Genomic DNA, 24,467 nt, shown 5'->3' with positions numbered 1-24,467 from the left:
TTTCGCAGTCGCCCGATAAACTGGTAGGATTAGCCTCTTTTTTTTTAGGGAGCCAAGAGATGACCAAGCAGCCCGATGACTGGCTCGACGATGTGCCAGATAATCAAAACGAAGAAGATGAAGACGAAGAGATTATCTGGGTCAGCAAAAGCGAAATTAAACGCGACGCCGAAGAGCTGAAACGCCTGGGCGCCGAGTTAGTGGATCTGGGGAAAAACTCCCTCGACAAAATTCCACTCGACGATGATCTGCGTGCCGCTATTGAGCTGGCACAGCGTATTAAAAAGGAAGGCCGTCGCCGCCAGTTGCAGCTGATCGGTAAGATGTTGCGCGCGCGCGATGAAGATCCGATTCGTCAGGCACTGGATAAGCTGAAGAACCGCCATAACCAGCAGGTGGCGCTGTTCCATAAACTCGAGCAACTGCGCGATCGCATGATCGAGAAAGGCGATGACGCGATCGCGGAAGTGATTAACCTCTATCCGCAGGCCGATCGCCAGCAGCTGCGCACCATGATTCGTAATGCGCAGAAAGAGAAAGCCGCTAACAAGCCCCCGAAAGCCACCCGTCAGATCTTCCAGTATCTGCGCGAACTGGCCGAGGCGTGAGTTTACCGCGTGCATAAAAAGGGTCGCCAACAGGCGTAATGCCGATCAGTTAAGACAAAAATGATCGGTTGAACGATCCAACAGTTCTGCAAGAATCCGTAATCTCTCAGGGATTACGGATTTTTTTATGCTTCTCAGTCAGGCTCTCGATATTGTTCATAACTTTACTCCTCAGGAGTTCTCGACGCTTTCTGATCTCCTTTCTCCTGAACTTATTGACGAGTGTCTCGCGGATACCGGGACAGTAACGTTACGTAAGCGCAGGTTGTCGATGGAAATGATGGTCTGGGCAGTGACGGGCATGGCACTTTTTCGCTCCCATTCGATGACTCAGCTCGTCTCACACCTGGATATCCTTCTGCCGGGGAAAAGGCCCTTTGTTGCGCCCAGCGCGGTTGTGCAGGCCCGGCAGCGATTTGGAGAAGATGTTATCCGGTTAATGTTTGAGAAAACGCAGCGCCTGTGGTTTGAAAAGACACCGCTGTCGCACTGGAACGGACTGACTCTGATGGCGGTGGATGGCACCGTATGGCGTACCCCTGACACACCAGAGAATGATGCCGCCTTCGGGCGAACGGCCAATATTAATAAGTGCTCTGAGTGGCCGCAGGTGCGAATGGTCTGTCAGATGGAAGTCACCAGTCACCTGCTGTCAGCAGCAGCGTTCGACAGCGTCTCAGCTGTCGGCGAAGCCGATCTTGCCGCTCAGCTTATCCCACAGACCCCCGACCACTCTCTGACCCTCTTTGATAAAGGTTTTTATGCGCTGGGTCTGCTGCACGCCTGGCAGTCAGCGGGAACGGAAAGACACTGGATGCTGCCGCTGCGCAAAGGAGCACAGTACCGTGTAATCCGTAGCTTAGGGGCCGGGCAGGCGTTGGTGGAATTACAGCTGTCGCCGCAGGCGAAGAAAAAATGGCAGGGTGCTGCGGACACGCTGACGGCAAGGCTTATCAGCAAAGAACTCAACGGAAAAACGGTTCAAATCCTGACATCCATGTGCGATCCCCTGAGGTATCCCAAAGCAGATGTCGTGGATTTATACGGCCATCGCTGGGAAATAGAGCATGGGTTCCGCGAGATGAAACAACACCTGCTGAATAATGAGCTGACGCTGAGAAGCAAAAAGCCAGAACTTGTGCGTCAGGAGCTGTGGGGCGTGGTCCTAGCCTATAACCTTCTGAGGTTCATGATGGCGCAGATGGCGTACAGCCTGAAAGGCGTGGAACCTTATCAGATGAGTTTTAAGCAGTCCGCACTGTATCTGAGAAGTCATCTGAGCCTGCTACCGGGCATCTCACCGGGAAAAATACCGCGGATAATGGAAGAGGTAATGGCGATGGCGCCAGGGCTGGTGCTGCCAGAAAGAAGAGTGCGGCATTACCCAAGGGCGGTAAAAAAGAAGCCGCAACGTTATCCGTTGCGGCCTCCATTAAGATCTTAACTGACAAGCATTACGCCAACAGGCGACCCTTTTTAATTTGGGCGGTTAACAGAGTGTCTTCAAACCCAGTGGCAACCCCGATTTAAGGGGCGCCACGCCATCAACGTCCCAATCTCTCCAGCAGTTTCTGGTGAATGCCACCAAAGCCGCCGTTACTCATCACCAGAATGGAATCACTTGGCTGGGCTTCTTTTGCCACCATTTCCACCAGCGTATCGATATCCGCGCTCCACTTCGCCGGCTGGATGCAGGCTTCCGCGACATCAGATACCTGCCAGGGAATGTGGTGCGGCTGGAACAGGAACACGTTATCGGCGCGACCCAGTGACGGCGCCAGCTCGTTTTTGCTTACGCCCATTTTCATGGTGTTGGAGCGCGGCTCCAGCACTGCCAGAATACGCGCGGTGCCGCCCACTTTGCTGCGCAGCGCAGCCAGCGTCGCCAGGATTGCAGTGGGGTGATGGGCAAAATCGTCATACACCTTGATGGCATTCACTTCACCACGCAGCTCAAGACGACGGCGAGCATTGATAAAGCTGCTGAGCGCCTCACCGGCATCCACCGGCTTCACGCCGACGTGCCGTGCGGCCGCAATCGCCATCAGGCCATTGTGCATGTTGTGCTCGCCGACCAGCGCCCAGTTCACTTCACCGACTTTCTCGCCATCCAGCCAGATTTCCCAGTGGGAGGAGTCCGGTGTCAGCTTTTTCGCCTGCCAGTGGCCGTTATCGCCAACCGTTTCCTGTTCGCTCCAGCAACCCATCGCCATCACCTGCTTGAGGTTGTTATCGTGTTCCGGCAGCAGAATTTTGCCCTGACCCGGCACGATGCGAATCAGGTGATGGAACTGCTTCTGGATCGCGCGCAGATCGTCAAAGATATCGGCGTGATCGAATTCGAGATTGTTAAGGATCAGCGTGCGCGGGCAGTAATGGACAAATTTGGAACGTTTGTCGAAGAACGCGCTGTCGTATTCATCCGCCTCAATCACGAAGAATGGACTTTTTCCTAATTTTGCCGAAACCTCGAAGTTTCCGGGCACACCACCAATGATGAAGCCCGGTTCAAGGCCACAGGCCTCCAGAATCCACGCTGCCATGCCTGCGGTGGTCGTTTTGCCATGGGTTCCGGCCACGGCTAGCACCCAACGGTCACGCAGCACGAAATCATGCAGCCACTGCGGGCCAGAGAGGTACGGAATGTTGCGTTCCAGAACCGCTTCCACACACGGATTTCCGCGCGTCATGGCATTGCCAATGATCACCAGATCCGGCTGCGGATCGAGCTGACTGGCATCGTAACCTTCTGTCAATTCAATGCCTTGCTGTTCCAGCAAGGTGCTCATCGGCGGATAGACATTGGCGTCAGAGCCGGTCACTTCATGCCCTAGCGAACGGGCCAGCATTGCCAGTCCGCCCATGAAGGTGCCACAAATCCCAAGGATGTGAATGCGCATATAGAGATCCATTACTCAAAAGTTCGGCGCACAGTGTAACCCCGAGCAGAGTGGGAAGAAACGGATTAGGACTATGGTTTTTAAAGTTCAATCGGCTAAACTGCGCTCATACGTTGGTAGCGTGTTACATCTGCTGCCACTCCACCGTAGATTCAGGGAATGTGTTATGAAAACGTTAGGCGAATTCATCGTCGAGAAGCAACACGACTTTCCACACGCCACAGGTGAACTGACGGCGCTGATTTCCTCCATTAAGCTCGGAGCTAAGATTATCCACCGCGACATCAACAAAGCGGGTCTGGTGGATATTCTCGGTGCCAGCGGTGTGGAAAACGTGCAGGGCGAACAGCAGATGAAGCTGGACCTCTTCGCGAATGAAAAATTGAAAGCTGCTCTGAAAGCGCGTGGTGTGGTTGCCGGTATCGCTTCCGAAGAAGAAGATGAGTTCGTGATCTTTGAAGGCTCAGAAGACGGTAAATATGTGGTGTTGATGGATCCGCTGGACGGCTCTTCCAACATCGACGTGAACGTTTCCGTCGGTACCATTTTCTCTATCTACCACCGCATCAGTGAGCCGGGTACGCCAATCACCGAAGCTGACTTTATGCAGCCAGGCAACAAGCAAGTTGCGGCAGGCTATGTGGTTTACGGTTCTTCCACCATGATGGTCTACACCACCGGCGTGGGCGTGCATGCGTTTACTTACGATCCGTCACTGGGCGTATTCTGCCTGAGCCATGAGCGCATGACCTTCCCGGAGAAAGGCTACACCTACTCCATCAACGAAGGTAACTACATTCGCTTCCCTCAGGGCGTGAAGAAGTACCTGAAGTTCTGTCAGGAAGAAGATATCGCCACCAAGCGCCCATACACCTCGCGCTATATCGGTTCACTGGTGGCAGACTTCCACCGTAACCTGCTGAAAGGCGGCATCTATCTGTATCCAAGCACTGCAAGCCACCCGAAAGGCAAGCTGCGTCTGCTGTACGAATGCAACCCGATGGCATTCCTGGCTGAACAAGCCGGCGGTAAAGCCAGCGATGGCGAGCATCGTATCCTCGATATCCAGCCAGAAACGCTGCACCAGCGCTGCCCGTTCTTCTGCGGCAACGATGCGATGGTGGATGACGTTGAGCGCTTTATCCGTGAGTTCCCGGACAGCCACGAATAAGCTGATGTGATGTGAAAAAAGCCCGCGACTTTGTCAGCGGGCTTTTTTATTGGCTTATTTTCGGCGCTTTGCCTGCCGATCGATAAGCTCCCCCTGCAGGGAGTAGTAGCGGCTGGGCCAGATTTCATCCGGTGTAACGCCAATCGCTTCAGCAATCAGCCATTCGCCCTTAGGCCAGGGGCGAATTAACGCATTCCCCAACGTAGTGGAACACAAGCCCGCCGCACGGGATACGGCGGCTAATGACGTCCCTCTCTTGCGTAAGGCAGCAATAATATCGGCCTGATGCCAGTCCTGTTTGCTTTCACCCACGTCACTCTCCTTAGTTCTCGTTATAGGTTGCCATAACGATACTACGTTACTCGTAGTATCTGACAAGCAGTAAATCTACGATTCTCGTAGCTATGAAACCAACCTCTTCCCTGCAAAATACCTTCTGCCGACGCCTGAAACAGGCGCGTCTGGTGAAGGGTTTTTCGCAAAAAGGGTTAGGGATTGCCGCTGGTATTGAAGAGTTTTCCGCCAGTGCGCGCATCAATCGTTATGAAGTCGGTGTGCATCAGCCCGATTTACTGACGCTGCAACTGCTGGCGAAAGCGCTGGAGATTCCTGCGGCCTACTTTCTTGCAGAAGATGACCAGTTAGCCGAGATGATTCTGCGCTTTGCTGAAGAGGTGAGTGGCAACGTGCAATAACGCACGTTGCACCCGGTTTACGCGGTGGCCACGCGGAATTGCGCCATCGATTCCTGCAACTGCTGTGACTGCGCTTCCAGTGACTGCGTGGCGGCACTGGCTTCTTCCACCAGCGCGGCGTTTTGCTGTGCGGCTTCATCCATCTGCGTCACCGCCTGATTCACCTGCTCAATCCCGCGGCTCTGCTCTTCCGAGGCAATAGAGATCTCTTTCATCAGTGAGGTGACACGCATCACTTCGCTGGAGATTTCATCCATGGTTTCACCGGCGCGTGTCGCCATGTCGCTGCCCTCTTTGACGCGCGTTTGTGATTCGCTGATCAACTCACGAATCTCTTTAGCGGCGGTCGCACTGCGGCCGGCCAGCGTACGCACTTCGTTGGCGACCACAGCAAAGCCACGGCCCTGCTCGCCAGCACGCGCGGCTTCCACTGAGGCGTTCAGCGCGAGGATATTAGTCTGGAAGGCGATACCATCAATCACGCTGAGGATGTCGCCGATGCGGTTAGAGCTTTGGGTGATCTCCTGCATCTTCTCCATCACGTAACCCACCACCTCTGCACCACGGTCGGCGCTGGTCGACACATTGCTGGCCAACTGATTGGCCTGCTGAGCGTTACTGGCGTTAAGACGGACGGTGGCGGTCAGCTGCTCCATGCTGGCGGCAGTTTGCTCCAGCGAAGCGGCAGACTCTTCGGTACGCTGCGACAGATGCACCGTGCCCGCCGCCAGTTCACGGCTGCCCACATCAATCTGCATGCTGGCTTCACGCACCTGGCTTACCGAATCACGCAGCGCCAGCTGCATATCGGAAAGGGCCTGATTCAGGCGACCAATTTCATTTTTACCTGCGGCAGGTAAAGGCTGCGAGAGATCGCCCGCCGCAATCTGTTCCAGATGTACGATTGCGTTGTCCAGAGGACGCAGCAGCGAGCGACGCAACAACTGCCAGGCCAGTACAATCAGCACCAGTGTCAGTACCATCACCACGCCAATCATCACCTTCATCCGGACTTCGTTGTCAGCCGCCTGCTTGAGGCGTGCCGCAGAGACTTCATCGGCGTAAATACTGAAATCATTTACCGCCTTCGAATAGTTTGCTGCCAGCTGTGATTGTTTGCCTTCCAGCACCTGATAGTACTCATCGGTGTACTGTTTTTTTAAGGCATCCATCATGGGCGTGATGCCTTCTTTATCGTAGACGTTGTAGGTCGCCACAATCGCATCGGCCAGAGTTTTACCATGCGCTGTTACAGTGCCCGCATCGACAAACGCCTGCAGCAATTTGTGTGAGCTGTCCACTGCAGCCTGCGCCTGCTGTGTGACTTTGGCGCCATCATCCAATAGGCCAATCTCGATTTTGCGCACCGCCAATGCCGCGTTAGCACGTGCGCGCATCAGCTCAGAGCGGCTCTGATACAACTTGTTCAGCTCAATCCCCTGAATGCGGTTCAGCGCGTCCAGAGATTGATTTCCAGCATTAATGGCATAGATGCCCATGGCGCTGACGGCTAACAGCATCACCGTCATGATGGCCAACAACGCAAGTAAAGCGGTACGTATTGATAGTTGTCTGATCATGATCATTCCCGTGTGTATGAAAAGGCAGAACTCCACTGGCCCTAAAACGGAGAGATTATCGGCAGCTGATCGCAGAAACTTTATCCAATGTTGATGGTCAATCTGCCGACGTTCGCTTACCCTTCAGCTTTTCTGAAGTCCGCTGCGCAAAAATGAAGGAATGAAATGATGAAAAAGTGGCTCCCGATTGCCTGTTTGTTAGCCAGTAGTATGGCTATGGCACAGACGCATCCGCTCGACCAGCAGCTGCAGCAGTGTCTGGACAAGGAATCCAGCTCCGCAGGCATGTCCCAGTGCTACGGCAGCGCCAATAAAGCCTGGGATAAAGAGATGAATACGCAGTACAACCAGGTGATGAAAAAATTAACTGGCGAACCTAAAGACAAATTACGAGCTGCCCAACGCGCGTGGCTGGCCTATCGCGACAGTTGGATGGAAGCCAGCCGCAGCTACTTCCTCAGCAGCCAGGGCAGCATGGCAGCGCTTTCTGTTGGGGCGCAGGGGGTAAATCTGGTGCGGAATCAGGCACTGATGTTGCAATCAATGAACAAAGGCAGTTGCGCCAATCCCGATGATTGTTGATAAATGGTGGCGTTAAAAAAACGTCAGCGCAGGCACTGACCTGCGCACCCATCCATCTTCAGGGAGAAATCATGGCTGCTTATGCCTCTACCATCATTCTGGTCTGCCTCGCCGTCCTGAGCTATTTCGTTCATAACAGTGCCGTTACCATTTCCATTCTGATCCTGCTCGCCATCAAGCTGACACCGCTGTCGCAGTTCTTCCCGTATGTGGAAAAACAGGGCATTCAGATCGGTATTATTATTCTAACCGTTGCGGTGATGGCGCCACTGGCGAGTGGGACGTTGCCCGCTTCATCCTTGCTGAAGTCATTTGCTAACTGGCAATCGATCGTGGCGATTATCGTCGGGGTGTTTGTTGCCTGGCTGGGCGGGCGCGGCGTCAGTTTTATGAGCGTGCAGCCTTCAGTGATTGGTGGATTGTTGATCGGTACCGTGATTGGCGTGGCGTTTTTCCGTGGTGTGCCGGTCGGACCACTGATTGCTGCAGGGATTGTCTCGCTGTTTGTCACCGCGAAGTAGGCCGTTGGAGCATTCCGAAACGCCAAAAAGGGGGCATACTTTCAGAGTCAGTTGGCTATAATAGCCGTCACTCAACATATGACCAATGAAGGAAAGCCAGATGAGTTTGAACCAGGTGCCTGCAGGTAAAGAACTGCCAGAAGATATCTATGTCGTTATCGAGATCCCAGCGAATGCCGATCCGATCAAATATGAAGTGGACAAAGAGTCTGGCGCCCTGTTTGTAGACCGTTTCATGTCTACCGCCATGTTCTATCCGTGCAACTACGGTTACATCAACCACACCCTGTCTCTGGATGGTGATCCGGTTGACGTGCTGGTACCAACCCCGTATCCGCTGGTGCCGGGCTCAGTGATTCGCTGCCGTCCAGTTGGCGTGCTGAAAATGACCGACGAGTCTGGCGAAGATGCCAAGCTGGTTGCGGTTCCGCACACCAAACTGAGCAAAGAATACGATCACATCAAAGATGTGAACGACCTGCCAGAACTGCTGAAAGCGCAGATCACCCACTTCTTTGAGCACTACAAAGATCTGGAAAAAGGCAAATGGGTTAAAGTTGATGGCTGGGATAACGCTGAAGCGGCCAAAGCTGAAATCATCTCTTCTTACGAGCGCGCACAGAAGAAATAATCTTCTCTGCCTCGCAAGCATAAAAAAACACCGTCCAATGGACGTAATGCTTGTCAGTTAAGATCTTAATGGAGGCCGCAACGGATAACGTTGCGGCTTCTTTTTTACCGCCCTTGGGTAATGCCGCACTCTTCTTTCCGGCAGCACCAGCCCTGGCGCCATCGCCATTATCTCTTCCATTATCCGCGGTATTTTTCCCGGTGAGATGCCCGGTAGCAGGCTCAGATGACTTCTCAGATACAGTGCGGACTGCTTAAAACTCATCTGATAAGGTTCCACGCCTTTCAGGCTGTACGCCATCTGCGCCATCATGAACCTCAGAAGGTTATAGGCCAGGACCACGCCCCACAGCTCCTGACGCACAAGTTCTGGCTTTTTGCTTCTCAGCGTCAGCTCATTATTCAGCAGGTGTTGTTTCATCTCGCGGAACCCATGCTCTATTTCCCAGCGATGGCCGTATAAATCCACGACATCTGCTTTGGGATACCTCAGGGGGTCGCACATGGATGTCAGGATTTGAACCGTTTTTCCGTTGAGTTCTTTGCTGATAAGCCTTGCCGTCAGCGTGTCCGCAGCACCCTGCCATTTTTTCTTCGCCTGCGGCGACAGCTGTAATTCCACCAACGCCTGCCCGGCCCCTAAGCTACGGATTACACGGTACTGTGCTCCTTTGCGCAGCGGCAGCATCCAGTGTCTTTCCGTTCCCGCTGACTGCCAGGCGTGCAGCAGACCCAGCGCATAAAAACCTTTATCAAAGAGGGTCAGAGAGTGGTCGGGGGTCTGTGGGATAAGCTGAGCGGCAAGATCGGCTTCGCCGACAGCTGAGACGCTGTCGAACGCTGCTGCTGACAGCAGGTGACTGGTGACTTCCATCTGACAGACCATTCGCACCTGCGGCCACTCAGAGCACTTATTAATATTGGCCGTTCGCCCGAAGGCGGCATCATTCTCTGGTGTGTCAGGGGTACGCCATACGGTGCCATCCACCGCCATCAGAGTCAGTCCGTTCCAGTGCGACAACGGTGTCTTTTCAAACCACAGGCGCTGCGTTTTCTCAAACATTAATCGGATAACATCTTCGCCAAATCGCTGCCGGGCCTGCACAACCGCGCTGGGCGCAACAAAGGGCCTTTTTCCCGGCAGAAGAATATCCAGGTGAGAGACGAGCTGAGTCATCGAATGGGAGCGAAAAAGTGCCATGCCGGTCACTGCCCAGACCATCATTTCCATCGATAACCGGCGCTTTCGTAACGTTACTGTCCCGGTATCCGCGAGACACTCGTCAATAAGTTCAGGAGAAAGGAGATCAGAAAGCGTCGAGAACTCCTGAGGAGTAAAGTTATGAACAATATCGAGAGCCTGACTGAGAAGCATAAAAAAATCCGTAATCCCTGAGAGATTACGGATTCTTGCAGAACTGCCGGATCGTTCAACCGATCATTTTTGTCTTAACTGATCGGCATTACGTCCAATGGACGGTGTTTTTATTTATGCCTCGGGTGCGTCGTCGCGCTTTAGCCAGTCACCGCTCGCAATGCGGGTACGACCCGCAATCGAACGCTGATAGACATACAGCCAGGCACTGCCGTAAGGCGTCTGGATGAGTTGGCGTTTGTATTCGCCATTCTTGGTGCGCAAGGCATCAAGTTCGCCAAGCGTGCTGACGTCGATGCGATACACTTCGCAGAAGACGGTTCCCTCATCTTCAACGACGCCCGGATAGTGACCCAGATTGTAGAGCGCAAACCCCTCAATCTGATGGTCGCCGAGCCATTGCGCATTCGTCATCCAGTGACTGTTTCCCTGTTTGCGCCGTAAACTGCCGTAGACAATTATTCGCATTGCTAAAACTCAAACTGATAGAGCAAATCCAGTGCCTGATCGAGACCGGACACGGCTTCCAAATAGAGTTTGGGCATCAGGCGGTAACGCAAGGTTAACGTCGCCAGTGAATCAAATATGCCAACACCGTATTTTACTTGTAGACCCGGCAGCACATAACCGCTCACCTGCACCTGCTGGCTGTCGCCCACACCGGTGGTATCAAGTGCGAGGTTACTGACGCCGAATGTCTCGCCGATTTTACCCATAACCTGACCACTTTGTGCAACCCCTAACCCCACAAGTGCTGAAGTTAATGCATTACTGTCGCCATCGCTGCTGAGTCCCTGACCGCGTAATAAGTAAGAAAGCGCTTCCTGCTGCGACATGGCGGGGTCAGAGAACACCTCGACTTTCGGCTCATCGGCCAGGCCGGTGACGCGAATACCGGCGGTGACATCATCTTCGGTGGCTTCCGGGTTACGTATCGCTTCAAGGTTGACGTACGGCTGATCTGGCGGCCCGGCAAACTGTAGCTCGCCTTTACGCACAATCAAATCCTGCCCGTAAGCGTGGAAGCGGCCATCAGGAATATTGATCTGTCCGTTTAAGCCCAGACCGGTTTTATCCTGCACCAGTTTAAGATCGCCATTCAGCTTGGCTTTCAGACCAAAGGCTGACAGCCGCACATCGTTACCGACGTGGATCACCAGGTTGCTATTGATCGGGATGGCGGCGGTCTTCGGCTGAATCGGCTTGAGATCTTTATCCAGCATCACCTCATCCGAGGAGACGCCAGTGGCGCTTTCTGGCACTTCCTGCACCGTAATACGCGCCCACGGAATATCGACCTTACCATCCAGATTAAACGCGGCTGGCGTGGCTTCAAACACCAGGTCTGGCGAAACATCCATACGCACCATCGGCGGCACGGTGACGCGAATACGGTTGCCCTGCGCAGTGATACGCGCTCGCCAGTTATCCAGCTGGCTCCAGTCGGCATTGCCGCCCAGATTGAGGTTGCCCTGCGTCGTCTGCAACAAACCGTTAAGCGTCGAACTCATGCCATTGAACACCATGTTCAGATTGGCGGAGGTGAGTGTGACCGGCATAAAGCTGGCCTGCACGTTGACATCGCTCAACCCCAACTGGCCAAACACCTGCGGCTGTTGCAGTGTGCCGCCCAGACGCAGGTTACTGTTGAGATTGCCTTTGATCTTCTCGCCCTGCATCAACGCCGGGTTGAACATCGCCAGCGACAGATTGCTGATACCGATGTTGCCCGAGAGCTGACGACGGGTTTGCGGATCGGCAATCTGCACGTTACCGCTCAGCTGGCCGTTGTTGACGATGTGAATCAGCCAGTCGAGTTGGGCACGACCGTTGCGCATCGCGGCATTCAGGTTAAGCGTGTCAAAGGCGATCGGCAGCGTGTTGCCCTGCACGTCTTGTTCGACTTTCACGCCGTTTCCTTTCAGCGATACGGTACCGGTTGGCAGCGCGCCATCGGCGGTCCAGTTCACCCGCGCATCGCCACTGAATACGCCATTAAGCTTGGTCGCATCGGTGAGGAAAGGTTTGATCATCGCCAAATCGAAGCGGTTCAGCACCACATGGGCATGACCGCTGGCCCCGGCTTCAATCGGTTCCGGTACACACAGTTGCGCATTCGGGTTCTGCCAGCAGTGCGGACCGATGGTGGCGGTCTGCTTAGTGTTGAGGTAATCAATCGCCATCGCACGCGTCAGACGCCATTCGCCGACCGGGGTATCAAAGTGCGTGTTGTTGAGATTGCCCTGCCAGCGTTCGGTTTTGCGATCGAAGCTGCCGTTGAGTGCCAACTGACCGGAGACCGGTTCGCCTTCCACGTTCAGCTTGAGCTGATGCTGCTTCTCATTGCCATCAGCGTTCAGCTTCAGCAGATTGATTTTCAGTGCGTCCTGTTGCAGTTGCTCGACGCGCAATTGCAGCTTACCGGCGATCTGATCGCTGGATTTCACATCGCCTTCCAGCGCCACGCGACGGATCTGCAATTGCTGCCAGCGCAAGCCGGTTGCGGTGAGATCGGCCAGCAGCTGCGGTGCCTGTAAGGTGCCGCGCGCTTTTACCGTGCCTTTCGCCACACCGCCGAGTCCTGGCAGTGCGTTATCCAGATGCGGTGCATCGATATTGGCATCCAGGTTGAGCGTGTCGCCCAGTTCACCTTTCACGTCCAGATGGTTACGGCCCAACGCGAGGTTGATACCCGGGATTTTCCACTGGTTATAGCTGTTGCCGGTCAGTGAGCCATTGGCGCTGACGGCGTTCTGCTTCACGTTCCCTTTCAGCTCCAGCTGCGGCACGCTCAGCTGCCAGCTGCCGCCGTACAGGCTGCCACGCGTGGCAATTTTGCCGTCGAGTTTGGCTGGCCAGTCCGGGTACTGTTTGGCAGTGTTGATGCCGGAGAGCGTCAATTCGCTGCGCCAGCTAATGGCTTTGCTCCAGTCCACCAGCGCGGTTAAATCAACGTTACCCTGCAGTGCTGCCACGCGCAGCTTGTCCAGGCTGAACTGCTGCACGTTGCCTTTGCCATCAAGTGAAATGGTCGCCGGCGGCACGGCTTCGCCTTTCACCGCGGTGCGCAGTGACATCACATAATCAGTGGCTTTGCCTTTGAACTGATAATCGAGGTTATCCGCCTGATACTGCACCGGGCCGGTAAGCGGCCAGCGCAACTCCGGGCTGGTGAGTTTCAGTGACAGTGGCAGACCCGCCACCGCCGGTTGTGCAGCGGCATCCAGCTGTGCGCGGACCGGGCCAGAGAGATTCAGCCCCAGCTTCAGCTCTTCACGCATCGCCCCGCTGAGATTCATTTTGATCTTCTCGCCCTTGATCGGTTCGAGATTTAACGATCCGCTGAGCGCGAAATTCACCGGCCAGTTATCCGCCAGCTGCGCATCACCGCTGGCGTTCAACTGCCCTTGCGGTGAATCGATGTCAAAGGTTTCTAACTGAAGATGGCGGTCAGCGGTTTTGGCTTTCAGCAACAGACGGGTAATCGACACATCGGTATCGCCGGTCAAGCGCAGCTGTTCGCCGAGCAGTTCCTGTACGGTGATATCCAAAGGCAGCTGGAAGTCAGGCAGTTCGGGTAACAGCGGTTTAGCGAACATCTCTTGCAGCGTTTCACCCAAGGGTTTCTCATCCGGCTGCGGCTGTTGCACTTTCGGCTGCACCACTTGCTCATCAACCACTTTCGCCGCCTTCGGCAGCGCAATCAGCAGACTTTGAATATGCGTTGGGGTTAACGTCAACGCGCGCCCCTGCCAGTTAAGGCCGGTGGTGAAGTCCAGCAGCGAGATGGACGTGTCATCCACTTTGACATTGATGTTATGCAGGCCGATCTTGCTGAGCGTAATCGGATACGGCGTGGTCAGGTTGGTGCTACCGCTCTCTTCCTGCGGCGGGGGCGCAGCGGCCGGGGCCATTTTCTTGCTGTCGACCACCACACTCACATCCTGCAAACCGATGTCATTCACGCACACCGACGAGTGCAGCAAGCAGTTAAGATTGAGCGCCAGATGGAAGCGTCCAGCATCCACGCTCACGCCCGGCATCTCATACTTCACACCACTCAGCGTCAGATCGCGCCAGCCGCCTTCGACTTTGTTGATCGATAAACCGGGTACCCAGCGATCGGCACCTTTCAGCACCAGATGCAATCCGGGTGTGGTGCCAATCAGAAACGCCACACTGCCAAACAGCACCACCAGAAAAATACCGAATCCAATCAGGACCTTTTTCCACAGCTTCATAGTTCAGGCCCCAGTCCTACATAGAATTGCAAACCATGTTCCTTGTCATCGCCAATCGGCCGCGCGATATCAAATTTGATTGGCCCGACCGGAGAAGCCCAGCGCACGCCAACACCGGCACCAGTTTTAAAATCACTCTGTTTGATGTCATTTACCGCTTCACCAGAATCAACAAACACCGCGCCCCACCACTTGCCGGTCACGTTATATTGATACTCCAGCGAGCCGGTGGCCATTTTGGAGGCACCGGTCAGCTTGCCGTCACTGTCGCGCGGCGAGACATCTTTGTATTTATAGCCGCGAATACTGCGGTCGCCCCCGGCGAAGAAGCGCAGGTCAGGCGGAACTTTGTCGAAATCGTTGGTTTCGATCCAGCCAAGGTTACCGCGTACCACAAAGCGATTTTTCTCGCCCAGCATGCGGATCCAGACGTTTTGCGCCTGCAGGATCAGGAAGTCGACATCCGATCCCCAGGTAGTATCGGAGACATCGACGGAATAACGCTGCGAGTCGCCCCAGGTTGGCATCAAGCCACCGCGCGAACGCGTGCGGCTCAAACTCACGCCTGGATAGAGCAGCATGGTGGTGTTGGTGACACTGCCTTGGGTGAAGTGGTCGAGACTCCACTTCAGGTTAACCGCGCGCTGCCAGCCGGAGCTGCTGTCCCAGTTACGCGAAACGCCCAGCGTGGTGGTGTCCGCTTTGGTGTCGTTGAGATCGGTACGCTTCAAACCACCCGAGAAGGTGTAATACTGCTCCAGCGGGCTTTTCAGCAAGGGCACTTTATAGCTGAGATCAAGCTGTTGTTCAGGCGCGGAAATATAGGAACTGGCCGTCAGGCTATGACCGCTGCTGTTAATCCACGGTTTTTTCCACGTGCCTTTCAGGCGCGGGCCGACGTCGGTGGAATAGCCCACACCGGCTTCGATGGTGTTCTCAACCCGTGGCGATACCGCCGCATTGAGCGGCAGCACTTTGGTTTGACGGCCCTTGTCGAATTCAGGAGCGACGACCACCGAGTTAAACCAACCCGTGGCGGATAAACGACGGTTTAATTCCGCCAGATCGCGCGAGCTGTAAGGGTCGCCCTTTTTGAACGGCACCAGATTACGCAGATAGGCTTCGTTGATTTGCGAGCCCTGGAAACTGACATCGCCAAAACGGTAGCGCGGGCCACTGTCGTAGTCGATATCCCAGAATGCTTCGCGTCTTTCGACCGAAACGCCAAGCTGGCTTTGCTTAAAGTCACCGTCGAAGTAACCATTACGCAGTGCCAGGCTGGAGAAGCCATTTTTAAATTTGTCGTACTCGCCGTGATTGAGTTGGGTGCCAACTTTCGGCGTGCCCTGCTTCACCCAGGCTTTATAATCATCATCGTTTTTCGCCGCCCCTTCGACCACGATGTGGCTGCCACCAATTTTCACCGGCTCACCGGGTTTGACGTGGGCGATCAGCACCGGTCTGCCACCCTGCGGCGGTGCAGGACGCGATTCGAAATCGATTTCGGGTTCGTAATAACCGAGTGCCCGCAACCCTTCTTTGATCGCCTGTGAAACACGCGCCTGGAAGCGCCCATCGCTCGACACTTCGTCAGTACCAATGGTGGACAAGCGTGCCCTGACGTTCTTTTGTAAATCCCCGGTTAGCCCTTCAAGCTGCAAGCGCACTTTCGCTGCCTCAACGGCAGGTGCAGCAAGCAACAGGCTGGCCAAACAATAAATATGCAATCGCGGCACGCGTACTCCTGTTAATAATGCCTGCCCCTTATTCCGCAGGGGCGTTATTTCTCATCGGAGGCTATCACCACCACTCGCTTACCCATCAGCATAGCCGCTCTTTTTGGCGGATGGCTGAGGAAAATGGTCACTAAGCCAAATCATTTCCTATTGTCGGTAAATGGGGGGATCGATACAACACCGAAGCCGCACTTCTGCGATAGAGAGGGGCGCACTCGGATTATTCCGACCTCCTTGTGCGCGCCTCTGGCGGCGGCATAAGCGCTGCTGCTATAATCAGCACCCAGCAGGCATGACCTGCTTTCCTTTCTGCCCCGACGTTAACGTTCCTTGTCGAAATGGCGCAGACATTTTTGGCACGGATAGCTCTGTATGACAGGTGAATACTGGATGTTCCCCTGCGCTGCCCAGGCCAAAAATGACAAGTGATTAACCCAACGGATCTTTTATGCTCGATAGCTTACTTGTCATTCTTTTACTGATTGTGATCAGTTCATTCTTTTCTCTTTCGGAGATCTCGCTGGCGGCTGCCCGTAAGATCAAACTTAAACTGCTCGCCGATGAAGGCAACATCAATGCGCAGCGCGTGCTGAAAATGCAGGAACAGCCTGGCATGTTCTTCACCGTGGTGCAGATTGGCCTCAATGCCGTGGCCATCCTCGGCGGTATTGTCGGTGATGCCGCGTTTTCCCCCGCCTTCAGCAGTTTATTTAGCCGCTTTATGGCCCCTGAACTGGCCGATCAGCTCAGCTTTATCTGTTCCTTCACCGTCGTCACCAGCCTGTTTATTTTGTTTGCCGATTTAACGCCGAAGCGCGTGGGGATGATTGCGCCAGAAGCGGTGGCGCTGCGCATCATCAATCCGATGCGCTTCTGCTTGCTGGTGATGCGCCCGCTGGTGTGGCTGTTTAACGGGCTGGCCAACGTGTTTTTCCGCATCTTCAAGCTGCCGATGGTGCGTAAAGACGACATCACCTCCGACGATATTTACGCGGTGGTGGAAGCCGGTGCGCTGGCTGGCGTGCTGCGTAAACAGGAACACGAACTGATCGAAAACGTGTTTGAGCTGGAATCGCGTACCGTGCCGTCTTCGATGACGTCACGCGAGAACGTGGTGTGGTTTGATCTGCACGAAGATGAAAACAGCCTCAAAACCAAAATCGCCCAGCATCCGCACTCTAAATTCCTGGTGTGTGATGGCGACATTGACCATATCGTCGGCTATGTCGATTCCAAAGAGCTGCTGCTGCGCGTGCTGGGCAATCAGAGCCTGACCCTGAGCAGCGGCGTGCAGATTCGCTCTGCGCTGATTGTGCCGGACACGTTAACGCTCTCTGAAGCGCTGGAAAGCTTTAAAACCGCGGGCGAAGACTTCGCGGTCATCATGAACGAATACGCGTTGGTGGTGGGGATTATTACCCTCAACGACGTGATGACCACGCTGATGGGTGATTTGGTCGGCCAGGGTCAGGAAGAGCAGATTGTGGCGCGTGATGAGAACTCATGGCTGGTTGAAGGCGGCACACCGATTGATGACGTGATGCGCGTGCTGGATATCGATGATTTCCCACAGTCCGGCAACTATGAAACCATTGGTGGTTTCATGATGTACATGCTGCGCAAAATCCCGAAACGCACCGATTTCGTCAAGTTCTCAGGTTACAAGTTTGAAGTGGTGGATATCGACAGTTATCGCATCGACCAGCTGCTGGTGACGCGTATAGACGATCGTCCGCCGGTGCTGAGTGTGACGAAGAGCGCCACTGATGAGCTGGAGTCGCCATAGTACCGGGCGGCAGAAAAAAACAAGGCGCGATTTCTCGCGCCGCTACTGAGGGCGCCTGATTGCATGGCGCCCTTTCTTTTTACTGCTTAGTTGTACTCGGCTTGCAAACGCAGGACCTGGCGGTTGATCTCGGACATCACGCTAAGGTGCTGTTTATCTTTGACGCGGGGCAACATCACTTTGCCTTTATCGAACTCAAACGCGCCAACATCCTTAATATACAACCTTCCTTTAAAAAGCGTTTTTACGTATTTCGCAATTTGCAGCGGATTATAGCGCTGGAAGATTTTCATACTGTCTAACTCCTGAACAGATGTACTACGCTTCGTCGTTGCCAAATCCGGTACGAACCCATGAAGCGCAAATGAGGCATAACTATAGAACACCAAACGTTACGTATGTTCCGAAAAGGTGAATTTTTTACTGAATTGACACATTATTACAGAACACTCTGTTATGACGTTCACAAAACCCAGTATAAACCTTCACTCATTAAGGAATTGTGGCGTGGGTTGCAAAGCTGTTAACTCATCGCGACAGGCGCATCATCCACACCTAATATTGCAAAAACATGAATAACTGGTCGGATCACTAAGGAGCATCACCATGCGTTTGGCACACTCAGTCTTAGCACTGGCACTGCTGGTTCCCAGCCTTGTCTCAGCTCATGCTTTTAAGATCGGCGATCGTGTTCCGCCAGTAGGCGTGAGCGACAGGGGCGAACTGCTTTATCAACAAGATAAGTTTAGCTACCAACCGTGGAATAGCGCGCAGCTGAGTGGAAAAGTGCGTGTCATCTTACATATTGCCGGGCGTTCTTCGGCTAAAGAACAGAATGCCGCGCTGATTGAAGCGATAAAAGCGGCAAAATTCCCGCATGACCGTTACCAGACCACCACCATTGTGAACACTGACGATGCGATTCCTGGCACGGGGATGTTTGTGCGCAGCAGTATTGAGAGCAACAAGCAGCAATATCCGTGGTCGCAGTTTATTGTCGACAGCAATGGCAACGTGCGTAAAGTCTGGCAGCTGGAAAAAGGCGGTTCAACGATTGTGGTGCTGGATAAGACCGGGCATGTGCGTTACGCCAAAGAGGGTGCACTTACGCAGGATGAAGTGCAGCAGGCGATGAAGCTGATCCGTGAGCTGTTGCAGTAAAAACAGTGGTCGCCATCAAGGTACGACCCTATGTTGCCCGACTACACGTCCACCTCATCCCGCATATTAAAAGCACAACGACTGGCTGGGGTTTGTTAACTGATTGGGATATTTACGGCGAAAATGCAGGATGCATTTTCAGGACTTATCGCAGATCTTTTAACGACGAAAATTCAGGATGAGCTTCCATTGCTCATCGCGGACTTTTACAGGGAAAATACCGGGTAGCATTTTTAAAGGGTGCGCAGTGATGCGCACCCGCAATTAAAACAGCGAAACGCGGAAACCCGGGTTCAGGAAAGATTCGCGCGGCGTGTAGTCCAGGGTTTTGCCCTGCCAGTCATGTACGTGGGCACCCGCCGCAATGGCCACCGCGTGACCCGCTCCGGTATCCCAAATGTTCGTTGGCCCAAAACGTGGATACAGTTGCGCTTTGCCTTCCGCCACCAGACAAAATTTCAGCGAAGAGCCAATCGCCGTGGTTTGATGTTCGCCTAACTGCGTCAGATACTCTTTCAGCTCTTCATCTTTATCTGCATGCGAACGGCTGACAACCACCAGCAGTGGACGCGCCTCGCGCACCTGAATTTGCGTTTTATGGCCGCCCTCTTCTTTCCAGGCTTTGCCTTCAGCTGCCGAATACATCACACCCAGCGCGGGCGCATAGACGACACCTAATACCGGCTTGCCGTTTTCAATCAAGGCAATATTGACGGTAAATTCGCCATTGCGCTTGATAAACTCTTTGGTGCCATCCAGTGGATCAACCAGCCAATATTTTTTCCAGTTCTGGCGCACAGACCAGCTCGGCGGATCTTCCTCTGATAATACCGGCACTTCTGGGGAGAGCGCGGCAAGCCCTTCCACGATGACTTTGTGTGCCGCGAGATCGGCAGCCGTCACCGGCGAATCATCCGACTTGCTCGTCACATCCATCGGCTGCTCACCCGCATAGACATGCATAATGGCATCACCCGCTTCACGCGCCAGTTGGCTAATTTTATCTAACATACTTCACCTCTTTTCCGCTGATTCTGCCTGTCAGACATCAACAGCTCACCTCAACACATTTTAGCAGTTGTGTTCCCATGCTTTGCGGCTGAACTGTCTGAAACGGCAATCTATATGATTATCAATACCATAGTTCATAGATGGCGGCTATGGCGCGATGCTGATTCCCTTTTCACCACGCGACTGCGGCAACGAAGGCTTAAAAGTCCGAGCTTCATCACAAATTGAAATGATAATTCGTCATTGTTTTACATTATTTTGAGAGGCCCATTCGAACGAACAAGGAGCAAGCGATGTTCAAAGCGAGCATGTCGTTATTGGCGCTGTGTGTATCTGCTGCAACGGTACAGGCTGCTACCGTGGATCTGCGCATTCTGGAAACCACCGATCTGCACAGTAATATGATGGATTTCGATTACTACAAAGATACGCCAACCGAGAAATTTGGTCTGGTGCGCACCGCCACGCTGATTCAGCAGGCGCGCGCGGAAGCGAAAAACAGTGTGCTGGTTGATAACGGCGACATTATTCAGGGCAGCCCGCTGGGCGATTACATGGCGGCTAAGGGGCTGAAAAAAGGGGATGTGCATCCGGTTTATAAAGCGATGAACACGCTGGATTACGCAGTGGGCAACTTAGGCAATCACGAATTCAATTATGGCTTACCCTATCTGCAGAAGGCGATTGCCGGCGCGCGTTTCCCCTATGTGAATGCCAATATTATCGATGAAAAGAGCGGAAAACCGCTGTTTACCCCCTACTTAATCAAAGAAACCACCGTTACCGACCGCAGCGGCAGCGCGCACCGCTTAAAAATTGGCTACATCGGCTTCGTTCCACCACAGATTATGGTGTGGGATCGCAACAATCTGCAGGGTAAGGTGCGTGTTGATGACATCACGGAAACAGCGAAGCGCTATGTGCCGGAAATGCGCGCAAAAGGTGCTGAAATAATCATCGCTATTCCGCACTCAGGTTTAAGCAGTGAGCCTTATCACGCCATGGCGGAGAATTCGGTCTACTACCTCAGCCAGGTGCCGGGCATTAGCGCCATTATGTTTGGTCACGCGCATGCGGTATTCCCCAGTAAAGAGTTCACGGCCATTCAGGGCGCTGACATCGCACAGGGCACGCTAAACGGTGTTCCGGCAGTGATGCCCGGCATGTGGGGCGATCATCTCGGCGTGGTCGATTTGGTGCTAAATAATGAAGGCGGGAAATGGCAGGTCACCCAGGGTAAAACTGAAGCGCGGCCCATTTACGATCCGGTTGCCAAAAAAGCACTGGCAGCAGAAGACGCCGATCTGGTGAAAGTGCTGGAGCCTGATCATCGTGCCACGCGTGAGTTCGTTGCTAAGCCGATCGGTAAATCGGCTGATGTGATGTACAGCTATCTGTCGCTGGTGCAGGACGATCCTACCGTGCAGATCGTCAATAATGCGCAGCGCGCCTATGTTGAGCACTTCATTCAGGGCGATCCCGATCTCGGCCGCCTGCCGGTACTTTCCGCTGCCGCACCGTTTAAAGCCGGTGGTCGTAAAAACGATCCCGCCAGTTATACCGAAGTGGAAAAAGGTGAACTCACCTTCCGTAATGCCGCCGATCTCTATCTCTATCCCAATACGCTGGTGGTGATGAAAGTGACGGGTGCGCAGGTGAAGGAGTGGCTGGAATGCTCGGCCGCGCAGTTTAATCAGATCGATCCACACACTCGAAAACCGCAAGCACTGATTAACTGGGATTTTCGTACCTACAATTTCGATGTGATTGACGGCGTGGATTATCAAATTGATGTCACGCAACCTGCGCGCTACGACGGTGAATGTACGTTGATTAATAAAGACGCTTCACGCATTAAAGATTTGACGTGGCAAGGTAAGCACATCGATCCCAACGCGGTATTCCTGGTCGCCACCAACAACTATCGCGCCTATGGCGGTAAATTTGCCGGCACCGGCGATAAATATGTGGCATTTGCCTCACCGGATGAGAACCGTTCAGTGGTCGCGGCTTATATCAGTAGCGAAACCAAAGCACACGGCGAAGTGAAACCGCAGGCCGATCACAACTGGCGTTTAGCGCCGATTCACAGTGATACGCCGCTGGATATTCGCTTTGAAACCGCACCAGGCGAGAAAGCCACGCAGTTTATTGAGAAGTACGCAGATTATCCGATGAAAGCGGTGGGCAGTGACGAGATTGGTTTTGCGATTTGGCAGGTAGATTTGCAGAAGCAGTAACAGGCTATAGCCGGGCTGCCAAATGAATGGAAGGCACCCGGCTTTGATGCACAACAGCGAGCACAATAATTCCCTGGTGCATTACCTGGTAATAAATCATATGGCTAACAAAGGGAAAACTGAGTACGCCTTCGGCAAGATCGGACGTTCTGCTGATCCCCATGGCTGGGAGTTCAGACAGCGTGTGTAATGTGCGCTGCAAACGCCTCAAGTATTGATGAGACTGCGCTTCGCCCCAGTGCTGTAAGGTGAACTGACGAATATCGACAAGATCCTGCCGCGCTTCATCCGTGAGCTGAAATTTGGCCATTTAATCCAGTAATTGATTGAAAAATGTTTCACCATCGGTCAGTCGTCCGTTGGCAACGTCTTCTCTGGCTCGGGCAATTTTTTCCTGTAAAAACTGCTGCTTCATGAGTTCAATTGCCTGAAACTCTTCAGCAGATATGACAACGGCGACAGGTTTTCCGTTCCGACTGATTTGTACCGGTTCACGCTGAGCTTTGAGAAGCATATCCCCAAATTGCGTTTTAGCTTCGTTGGCAGAGAGTAAATACATTTCGCACCTTCCGCTTGAATCGTTCGATTCGCTCATTGTATTAGCCAATCGGGTAAAGATCAGCCAGATTTACAAACAAAAAAACCGGCATTTATGCCGGTTTCAATGAATTGCTGAATGATTACAGAATTTCCAGCAGCTCGACTTCGAACACCAATGTGCTGAATGGCGGGATGGATGCACCTGCACCGCGCTCGCCGTAGGCGAGGTTTTGTGGAATCACTAATTCCCACTTAGAACCCACTGGCATCAGGGTCAGCGCTTCAATCCAGCCAGCGATAACGCCGCTTACCGGGAATTCAGCCGGTTCGCCACGTGCCACTGAGCTATCAAACACCGTACCGTCGATCAGTTTGCCTGTGTAGTGCACACGGACACGATCCTGACGTGATGGAATCGGGCCATCGCCTTGAGCGATTACGCTGAACTGCAGACCAGATTCCGTGCTGCTCACGCCTTCACGCTGGGCATTCTGCTCCAGGAATTTATGGCCTTCAGCCGCCATGGCTTCCACTCGCTCACGTCGTACGCCTTCTGCACGTTCGTGCACTTCACGCAGCGCGCGATGTACCACATCAACAGGCACAGCCGGTGAGTTCCCTTCCAGCGCATCGCGCAGACCCGCGAGCAGTGCTTCCGGCTGCAGACCCTGCAGTCCAGATTCCTGCAGCTGCTGGCCGACCTGTAAACCGATACCGTAACTTGCTTGTGATTCGACGCTGTCGAATGAAGGGGTGGTCATCTTGATTCCTTAATCCCGGAGAAAATAGAAACGGCAGCATAACAGCGCAGGCGGCTGGCGTAAAATCTGCAGCGCCGCAGATGACATTTCTCAGCGAAAGAGAAACAATACGCAGGTCAAATTTTTCAATGCTGGCAGGCACTTCGTGCCCGCATTGCCCATACTATAGCTGTGGCAACGTTTTCGTCGTACAGCGCTAAGAAAGAGAGAATACATGGGCCAGATTGCCCCACGACGCCGCAGGACGCGCGCACCGCGTGCTTTTACTTTATCGAGGTTGCAACGTTGGCTGCCGCAATTTCCGCGCAAGGCCGCCAGCGAGGAGGATTCACGAATGGCTTCTGATACCCCTTCCCGCGTTCCCGCCGTGCTGCTGCGCGTCTGGCATCTGCTGGATGATGTGCGCTGGATGAACCCACTGCCGGCCTTCCATCGCCGTGGCATTGTGATTGCCTTGTTGGTTCTGCTATTGGCGTTTCTCTGGCCGAGCAGTACGCCGCAATATCCGATTGAGCGCCCGGCAGATAACAGCAGCAAAGAGGTGCCGTTGCAGGCGGAGATTTACGACAACAAGCAGCCGCAGAACACCCAACCGAAAACCGATTCTCAGGGTGAGTGGCACAACTATACCGTGGCATCAGGTCAGACGCTGGCACAGCTGTTCCGCGACAATAATCTGCCGGTCAATGATGTGTTCGCCATGGCACGCGTTGAGGGCGACGATCAGCCTCTTAGCGCACTGAAGAATGGACAACAGGTGAAGATTCGTCAGAACGCGCAAGGCGTGGTGACAGGATTAACGGTGGATGGCAGCAACGGCCCGGTGCTGTTTACCCGTCAGCCCGACGGCAGCTTTATCCGCGCCCAGTAAATCGCAGAAACAAAAACGCCGGCACAGGGCCGGCGTTTTCGCGTTACCGAGTATACTC

The 24,467-nt window shown here is 53.8% G+C and carries 23 protein-coding genes; 11 read left to right on the top strand and 12 right to left on the bottom strand.

The annotated features are described in order from the left end of the window. Positions 1 to 59: 59 nt before the first annotated feature. Positions 60 to 608: a ribosome biogenesis factor YjgA gene (gene yjgA, locus LH22_RS04700; RefSeq protein ID WP_034829237.1), complete on the top strand. Its 549-nt coding sequence runs from the start codon at positions 60 to 62 to the stop codon at positions 606 to 608. A gap of 127 nt (positions 609 to 735) precedes the next feature. Further along, positions 736 to 2,052: an IS4 family transposase gene (locus LH22_RS04695; protein ID WP_038644489.1), complete on the top strand. Its 1,317-nt coding sequence runs from the start codon at positions 736 to 738 to the stop codon at positions 2,050 to 2,052. Between the two features lie 100 nt (positions 2,053 to 2,152). Here the strand turns inward: LH22_RS04695 and mpl are convergent, their stop codons facing one another. Next, positions 2,153 to 3,508 (bottom strand): UDP-N-acetylmuramate:L-alanyl-gamma-D-glutamyl-meso-diaminopimelate ligase, encoded by a 1,356-nt coding sequence (gene mpl, locus LH22_RS04690; RefSeq protein ID WP_038644487.1) that lies wholly within the window; start codon positions 3,506 to 3,508, stop codon positions 2,153 to 2,155. 166 nt (positions 3,509 to 3,674) lie between these two features. On the opposite strand from mpl, the gene fbp reads away from it, so the two are divergent. Then, the gene (fbp, locus tag LH22_RS04685; RefSeq protein WP_038644485.1) at positions 3,675 to 4,679 is read left to right on the top strand and encodes a class 1 fructose-bisphosphatase; all 1,005 of its coding nucleotides are present in this window, start codon (positions 3,675 to 3,677) and stop codon (positions 4,677 to 4,679) included. A gap of 54 nt (positions 4,680 to 4,733) precedes the next feature. On the opposite strand, the gene LH22_RS04680 is transcribed toward fbp, so the two are convergent. Further along, positions 4,734 to 4,991, bottom strand: a complete 258-nt coding sequence (locus LH22_RS04680) for a helix-turn-helix domain-containing protein (RefSeq protein ID WP_038644483.1) — start codon at positions 4,989 to 4,991, stop codon at positions 4,734 to 4,736. A gap of 92 nt (positions 4,992 to 5,083) precedes the next feature. On the opposite strand from LH22_RS04680, the gene LH22_RS04675 reads away from it, so the two are divergent. Continuing rightward, positions 5,084 to 5,374, top strand: a complete 291-nt coding sequence (locus tag LH22_RS04675; protein ID WP_038644481.1) for a helix-turn-helix domain-containing protein — start codon at positions 5,084 to 5,086, stop codon at positions 5,372 to 5,374. Between the two features lie 17 nt (positions 5,375 to 5,391). On the opposite strand, the gene LH22_RS04670 is transcribed toward LH22_RS04675, so the two are convergent. Beyond that, positions 5,392 to 6,951, bottom strand: a complete 1,560-nt coding sequence (locus tag LH22_RS04670; RefSeq protein ID WP_038649843.1) for a methyl-accepting chemotaxis protein — start codon at positions 6,949 to 6,951, stop codon at positions 5,392 to 5,394. 171 nt (positions 6,952 to 7,122) lie between these two features. On the opposite strand from LH22_RS04670, the gene LH22_RS04665 reads away from it, so the two are divergent. From LH22_RS04665 to ppa, 3 genes are all read left to right on the top strand, one after another. Then, positions 7,123 to 7,536, top strand: coding sequence for a lysozyme inhibitor LprI family protein (locus LH22_RS04665; protein WP_038644478.1), 414 nt, complete (start codon positions 7,123 to 7,125; stop codon positions 7,534 to 7,536). A gap of 71 nt (positions 7,537 to 7,607) precedes the next feature. Continuing rightward, a complete protein-coding gene (locus LH22_RS04660; protein ID WP_038644476.1) occupies positions 7,608 to 8,057 on the top strand; it encodes a DUF441 domain-containing protein in 450 nt (149 codons plus the stop codon). Positions 8,058 to 8,157: 100 nt separating this feature from the next. After that, positions 8,158 to 8,688: an inorganic diphosphatase gene (ppa, locus tag LH22_RS04655; protein ID WP_034829250.1), complete on the top strand. Its 531-nt coding sequence runs from the start codon at positions 8,158 to 8,160 to the stop codon at positions 8,686 to 8,688. A gap of 57 nt (positions 8,689 to 8,745) precedes the next feature. Here the strand turns inward: ppa and LH22_RS04650 are convergent, their stop codons facing one another. The 4 genes from LH22_RS04650 to tamA all read right to left on the bottom strand — a co-directional run bounded on the left by LH22_RS04650 (position 8,746) and on the right by tamA (position 16,039). Continuing rightward, entirely contained in the window at positions 8,746 to 10,062 is a 1,317-nt protein-coding gene (locus tag LH22_RS04650; RefSeq protein WP_038644473.1) for an IS4 family transposase, read from the bottom strand. A 114-nt stretch (positions 10,063 to 10,176) separates the two neighbouring features. Next, the gene (locus tag LH22_RS04645) at positions 10,177 to 10,530 is read right to left on the bottom strand and encodes a gamma-glutamylcyclotransferase family protein (protein WP_038644468.1); all 354 of its coding nucleotides are present in this window, start codon (positions 10,528 to 10,530) and stop codon (positions 10,177 to 10,179) included. Positions 10,531 to 10,532: 2 nt separating this feature from the next. Continuing rightward, a complete protein-coding gene (gene tamB, locus LH22_RS04640) occupies positions 10,533 to 14,303 on the bottom strand; it encodes an autotransporter assembly complex protein TamB (RefSeq protein WP_038644464.1) in 3,771 nt (1,256 codons plus the stop codon). Then, on the bottom strand, positions 14,300 to 16,039 hold the full coding sequence (gene tamA / locus LH22_RS04635) for an autotransporter assembly complex protein TamA (RefSeq protein ID WP_038644462.1): 1,740 nt from the start codon (positions 16,037 to 16,039) through the stop codon (positions 14,300 to 14,302). The genes tamB and tamA overlap by 4 nt, the downstream gene beginning before the upstream one ends. Before the next feature lie 448 nt (positions 16,040 to 16,487). Between tamA and LH22_RS04630 the strand changes: the two genes are divergently transcribed. After that, positions 16,488 to 17,825, top strand: coding sequence for a hemolysin family protein (locus LH22_RS04630; RefSeq protein ID WP_034829259.1), 1,338 nt, complete (start codon positions 16,488 to 16,490; stop codon positions 17,823 to 17,825). An 86-nt stretch (positions 17,826 to 17,911) separates the two neighbouring features. On the opposite strand, the gene LH22_RS04625 is transcribed toward LH22_RS04630, so the two are convergent. Next, positions 17,912 to 18,118 carry a DUF1107 domain-containing protein gene (locus tag LH22_RS04625; RefSeq protein WP_031280153.1) on the bottom strand — a complete coding sequence of 69 codons (207 nt, stop codon included), beginning with the start codon at positions 18,116 to 18,118 and terminating at the stop codon, positions 17,912 to 17,914. Between the two features lie 313 nt (positions 18,119 to 18,431). Between LH22_RS04625 and LH22_RS04620 the strand changes: the two genes are divergently transcribed. Beyond that, positions 18,432 to 18,986 (top strand): YtfJ family protein, encoded by a 555-nt coding sequence (locus LH22_RS04620; RefSeq protein ID WP_052059346.1) that lies wholly within the window; start codon positions 18,432 to 18,434, stop codon positions 18,984 to 18,986. A 264-nt stretch (positions 18,987 to 19,250) separates the two neighbouring features. On the opposite strand, the gene cysQ is transcribed toward LH22_RS04620, so the two are convergent. Next, positions 19,251 to 19,997, bottom strand: a complete 747-nt coding sequence (gene cysQ / locus LH22_RS04615) for a 3'(2'),5'-bisphosphate nucleotidase CysQ (RefSeq protein WP_038644453.1) — start codon at positions 19,995 to 19,997, stop codon at positions 19,251 to 19,253. Positions 19,998 to 20,290: 293 nt separating this feature from the next. On the opposite strand from cysQ, the gene LH22_RS04610 reads away from it, so the two are divergent. Beyond that, positions 20,291 to 22,237 (top strand): bifunctional 2',3'-cyclic-nucleotide 2'-phosphodiesterase/3'-nucleotidase, encoded by a 1,947-nt coding sequence (locus LH22_RS04610; RefSeq protein WP_038644450.1) that lies wholly within the window; start codon positions 20,291 to 20,293, stop codon positions 22,235 to 22,237. 4 nt (positions 22,238 to 22,241) lie between these two features. Here the strand turns inward: LH22_RS04610 and LH22_RS04605 are convergent, their stop codons facing one another. The 3 genes from LH22_RS04605 to fklB all read right to left on the bottom strand — a co-directional run bounded on the left by LH22_RS04605 (position 22,242) and on the right by fklB (position 23,538). Beyond that, positions 22,242 to 22,547 carry a type II toxin-antitoxin system RelE/ParE family toxin gene (locus LH22_RS04605; protein ID WP_038644447.1) on the bottom strand — a complete coding sequence of 102 codons (306 nt, stop codon included), beginning with the start codon at positions 22,545 to 22,547 and terminating at the stop codon, positions 22,242 to 22,244. Further along, positions 22,548 to 22,796, bottom strand: coding sequence for a type II toxin-antitoxin system Phd/YefM family antitoxin (locus LH22_RS04600; RefSeq protein WP_038644444.1), 249 nt, complete (start codon positions 22,794 to 22,796; stop codon positions 22,548 to 22,550). 121 nt (positions 22,797 to 22,917) lie between these two features. Next, complete coding sequence (fklB, locus tag LH22_RS04595) at positions 22,918 to 23,538, bottom strand: FKBP-type peptidyl-prolyl cis-trans isomerase (protein ID WP_038644441.1); 621 nt, start codon at positions 23,536 to 23,538, stop codon at positions 22,918 to 22,920. A gap of 214 nt (positions 23,539 to 23,752) precedes the next feature. Here fklB and LH22_RS04590 point away from each other — a divergent pair, with 214 nt between their 5' ends. Continuing rightward, entirely contained in the window at positions 23,753 to 24,409 is a 657-nt protein-coding gene (locus LH22_RS04590; RefSeq protein ID WP_156102775.1) for a LysM-like peptidoglycan-binding domain-containing protein, read from the top strand. Positions 24,410 to 24,467 lie beyond the last annotated feature (58 nt).

It is taken from the genome of Pantoea rwandensis (assembly GCF_000759475.1).
Taxonomy (GTDB): Bacteria; Pseudomonadota; Gammaproteobacteria; order Enterobacterales; family Enterobacteriaceae; genus Pantoea; species Pantoea rwandensis_B.
The sequence above is the reverse complement of the archived record's forward strand: the minus strand, read 5'-3'. Positions and strand labels throughout refer to the sequence as shown.

Coding starts and splice junctions, on each gene's coding strand:
- yjgA (WP_034829237.1), top strand. CDS start 60: ATGACCAAGCAGCCCGATGACTGGCTCGACGATGTGCCAGATAATCAA.
- LH22_RS04695 (WP_038644489.1), top strand. CDS start 736: ATGCTTCTCAGTCAGGCTCTCGATATTGTTCATAACTTTACTCCTCAG.
- mpl (WP_038644487.1), bottom strand. CDS start 3,508: ATGCGCATTCACATCCTTGGGATTTGTGGCACCTTCATGGGCGGACTG.
- fbp (WP_038644485.1), top strand. CDS start 3,675: ATGAAAACGTTAGGCGAATTCATCGTCGAGAAGCAACACGACTTTCCA.
- LH22_RS04675 (WP_038644481.1), top strand. CDS start 5,084: ATGAAACCAACCTCTTCCCTGCAAAATACCTTCTGCCGACGCCTGAAA.
- LH22_RS04665 (WP_038644478.1), top strand. CDS start 7,123: ATGAAAAAGTGGCTCCCGATTGCCTGTTTGTTAGCCAGTAGTATGGCT.
- LH22_RS04660 (WP_038644476.1), top strand. CDS start 7,608: ATGGCTGCTTATGCCTCTACCATCATTCTGGTCTGCCTCGCCGTCCTG.
- ppa (WP_034829250.1), top strand. CDS start 8,158: ATGAGTTTGAACCAGGTGCCTGCAGGTAAAGAACTGCCAGAAGATATC.
- LH22_RS04650 (WP_038644473.1), bottom strand. CDS start 10,062: ATGCTTCTCAGTCAGGCTCTCGATATTGTTCATAACTTTACTCCTCAG.
- LH22_RS04645 (WP_038644468.1), bottom strand. CDS start 10,530: ATGCGAATAATTGTCTACGGCAGTTTACGGCGCAAACAGGGAAACAGT.
- tamB (WP_038644464.1), bottom strand. CDS start 14,303: ATGAAGCTGTGGAAAAAGGTCCTGATTGGATTCGGTATTTTTCTGGTG.
- LH22_RS04630 (WP_034829259.1), top strand. CDS start 16,488: ATGCTCGATAGCTTACTTGTCATTCTTTTACTGATTGTGATCAGTTCA.
- LH22_RS04625 (WP_031280153.1), bottom strand. CDS start 18,118: ATGAAAATCTTCCAGCGCTATAATCCGCTGCAAATTGCGAAATACGTA.
- LH22_RS04620 (WP_052059346.1), top strand. CDS start 18,432: ATGCGTTTGGCACACTCAGTCTTAGCACTGGCACTGCTGGTTCCCAGC.
- cysQ (WP_038644453.1), bottom strand. CDS start 19,997: ATGTTAGATAAAATTAGCCAACTGGCGCGTGAAGCGGGTGATGCCATT.
- LH22_RS04610 (WP_038644450.1), top strand. CDS start 20,291: ATGTTCAAAGCGAGCATGTCGTTATTGGCGCTGTGTGTATCTGCTGCA.
- LH22_RS04605 (WP_038644447.1), bottom strand. CDS start 22,547: ATGGCCAAATTTCAGCTCACGGATGAAGCGCGGCAGGATCTTGTCGAT.
- LH22_RS04600 (WP_038644444.1), bottom strand. CDS start 22,796: ATGTATTTACTCTCTGCCAACGAAGCTAAAACGCAATTTGGGGATATG.
- fklB (WP_038644441.1), bottom strand. CDS start 23,538: ATGACCACCCCTTCATTCGACAGCGTCGAATCACAAGCAAGTTACGGT.
- LH22_RS04590 (WP_156102775.1), top strand. CDS start 23,753: ATGGGCCAGATTGCCCCACGACGCCGCAGGACGCGCGCACCGCGTGCT.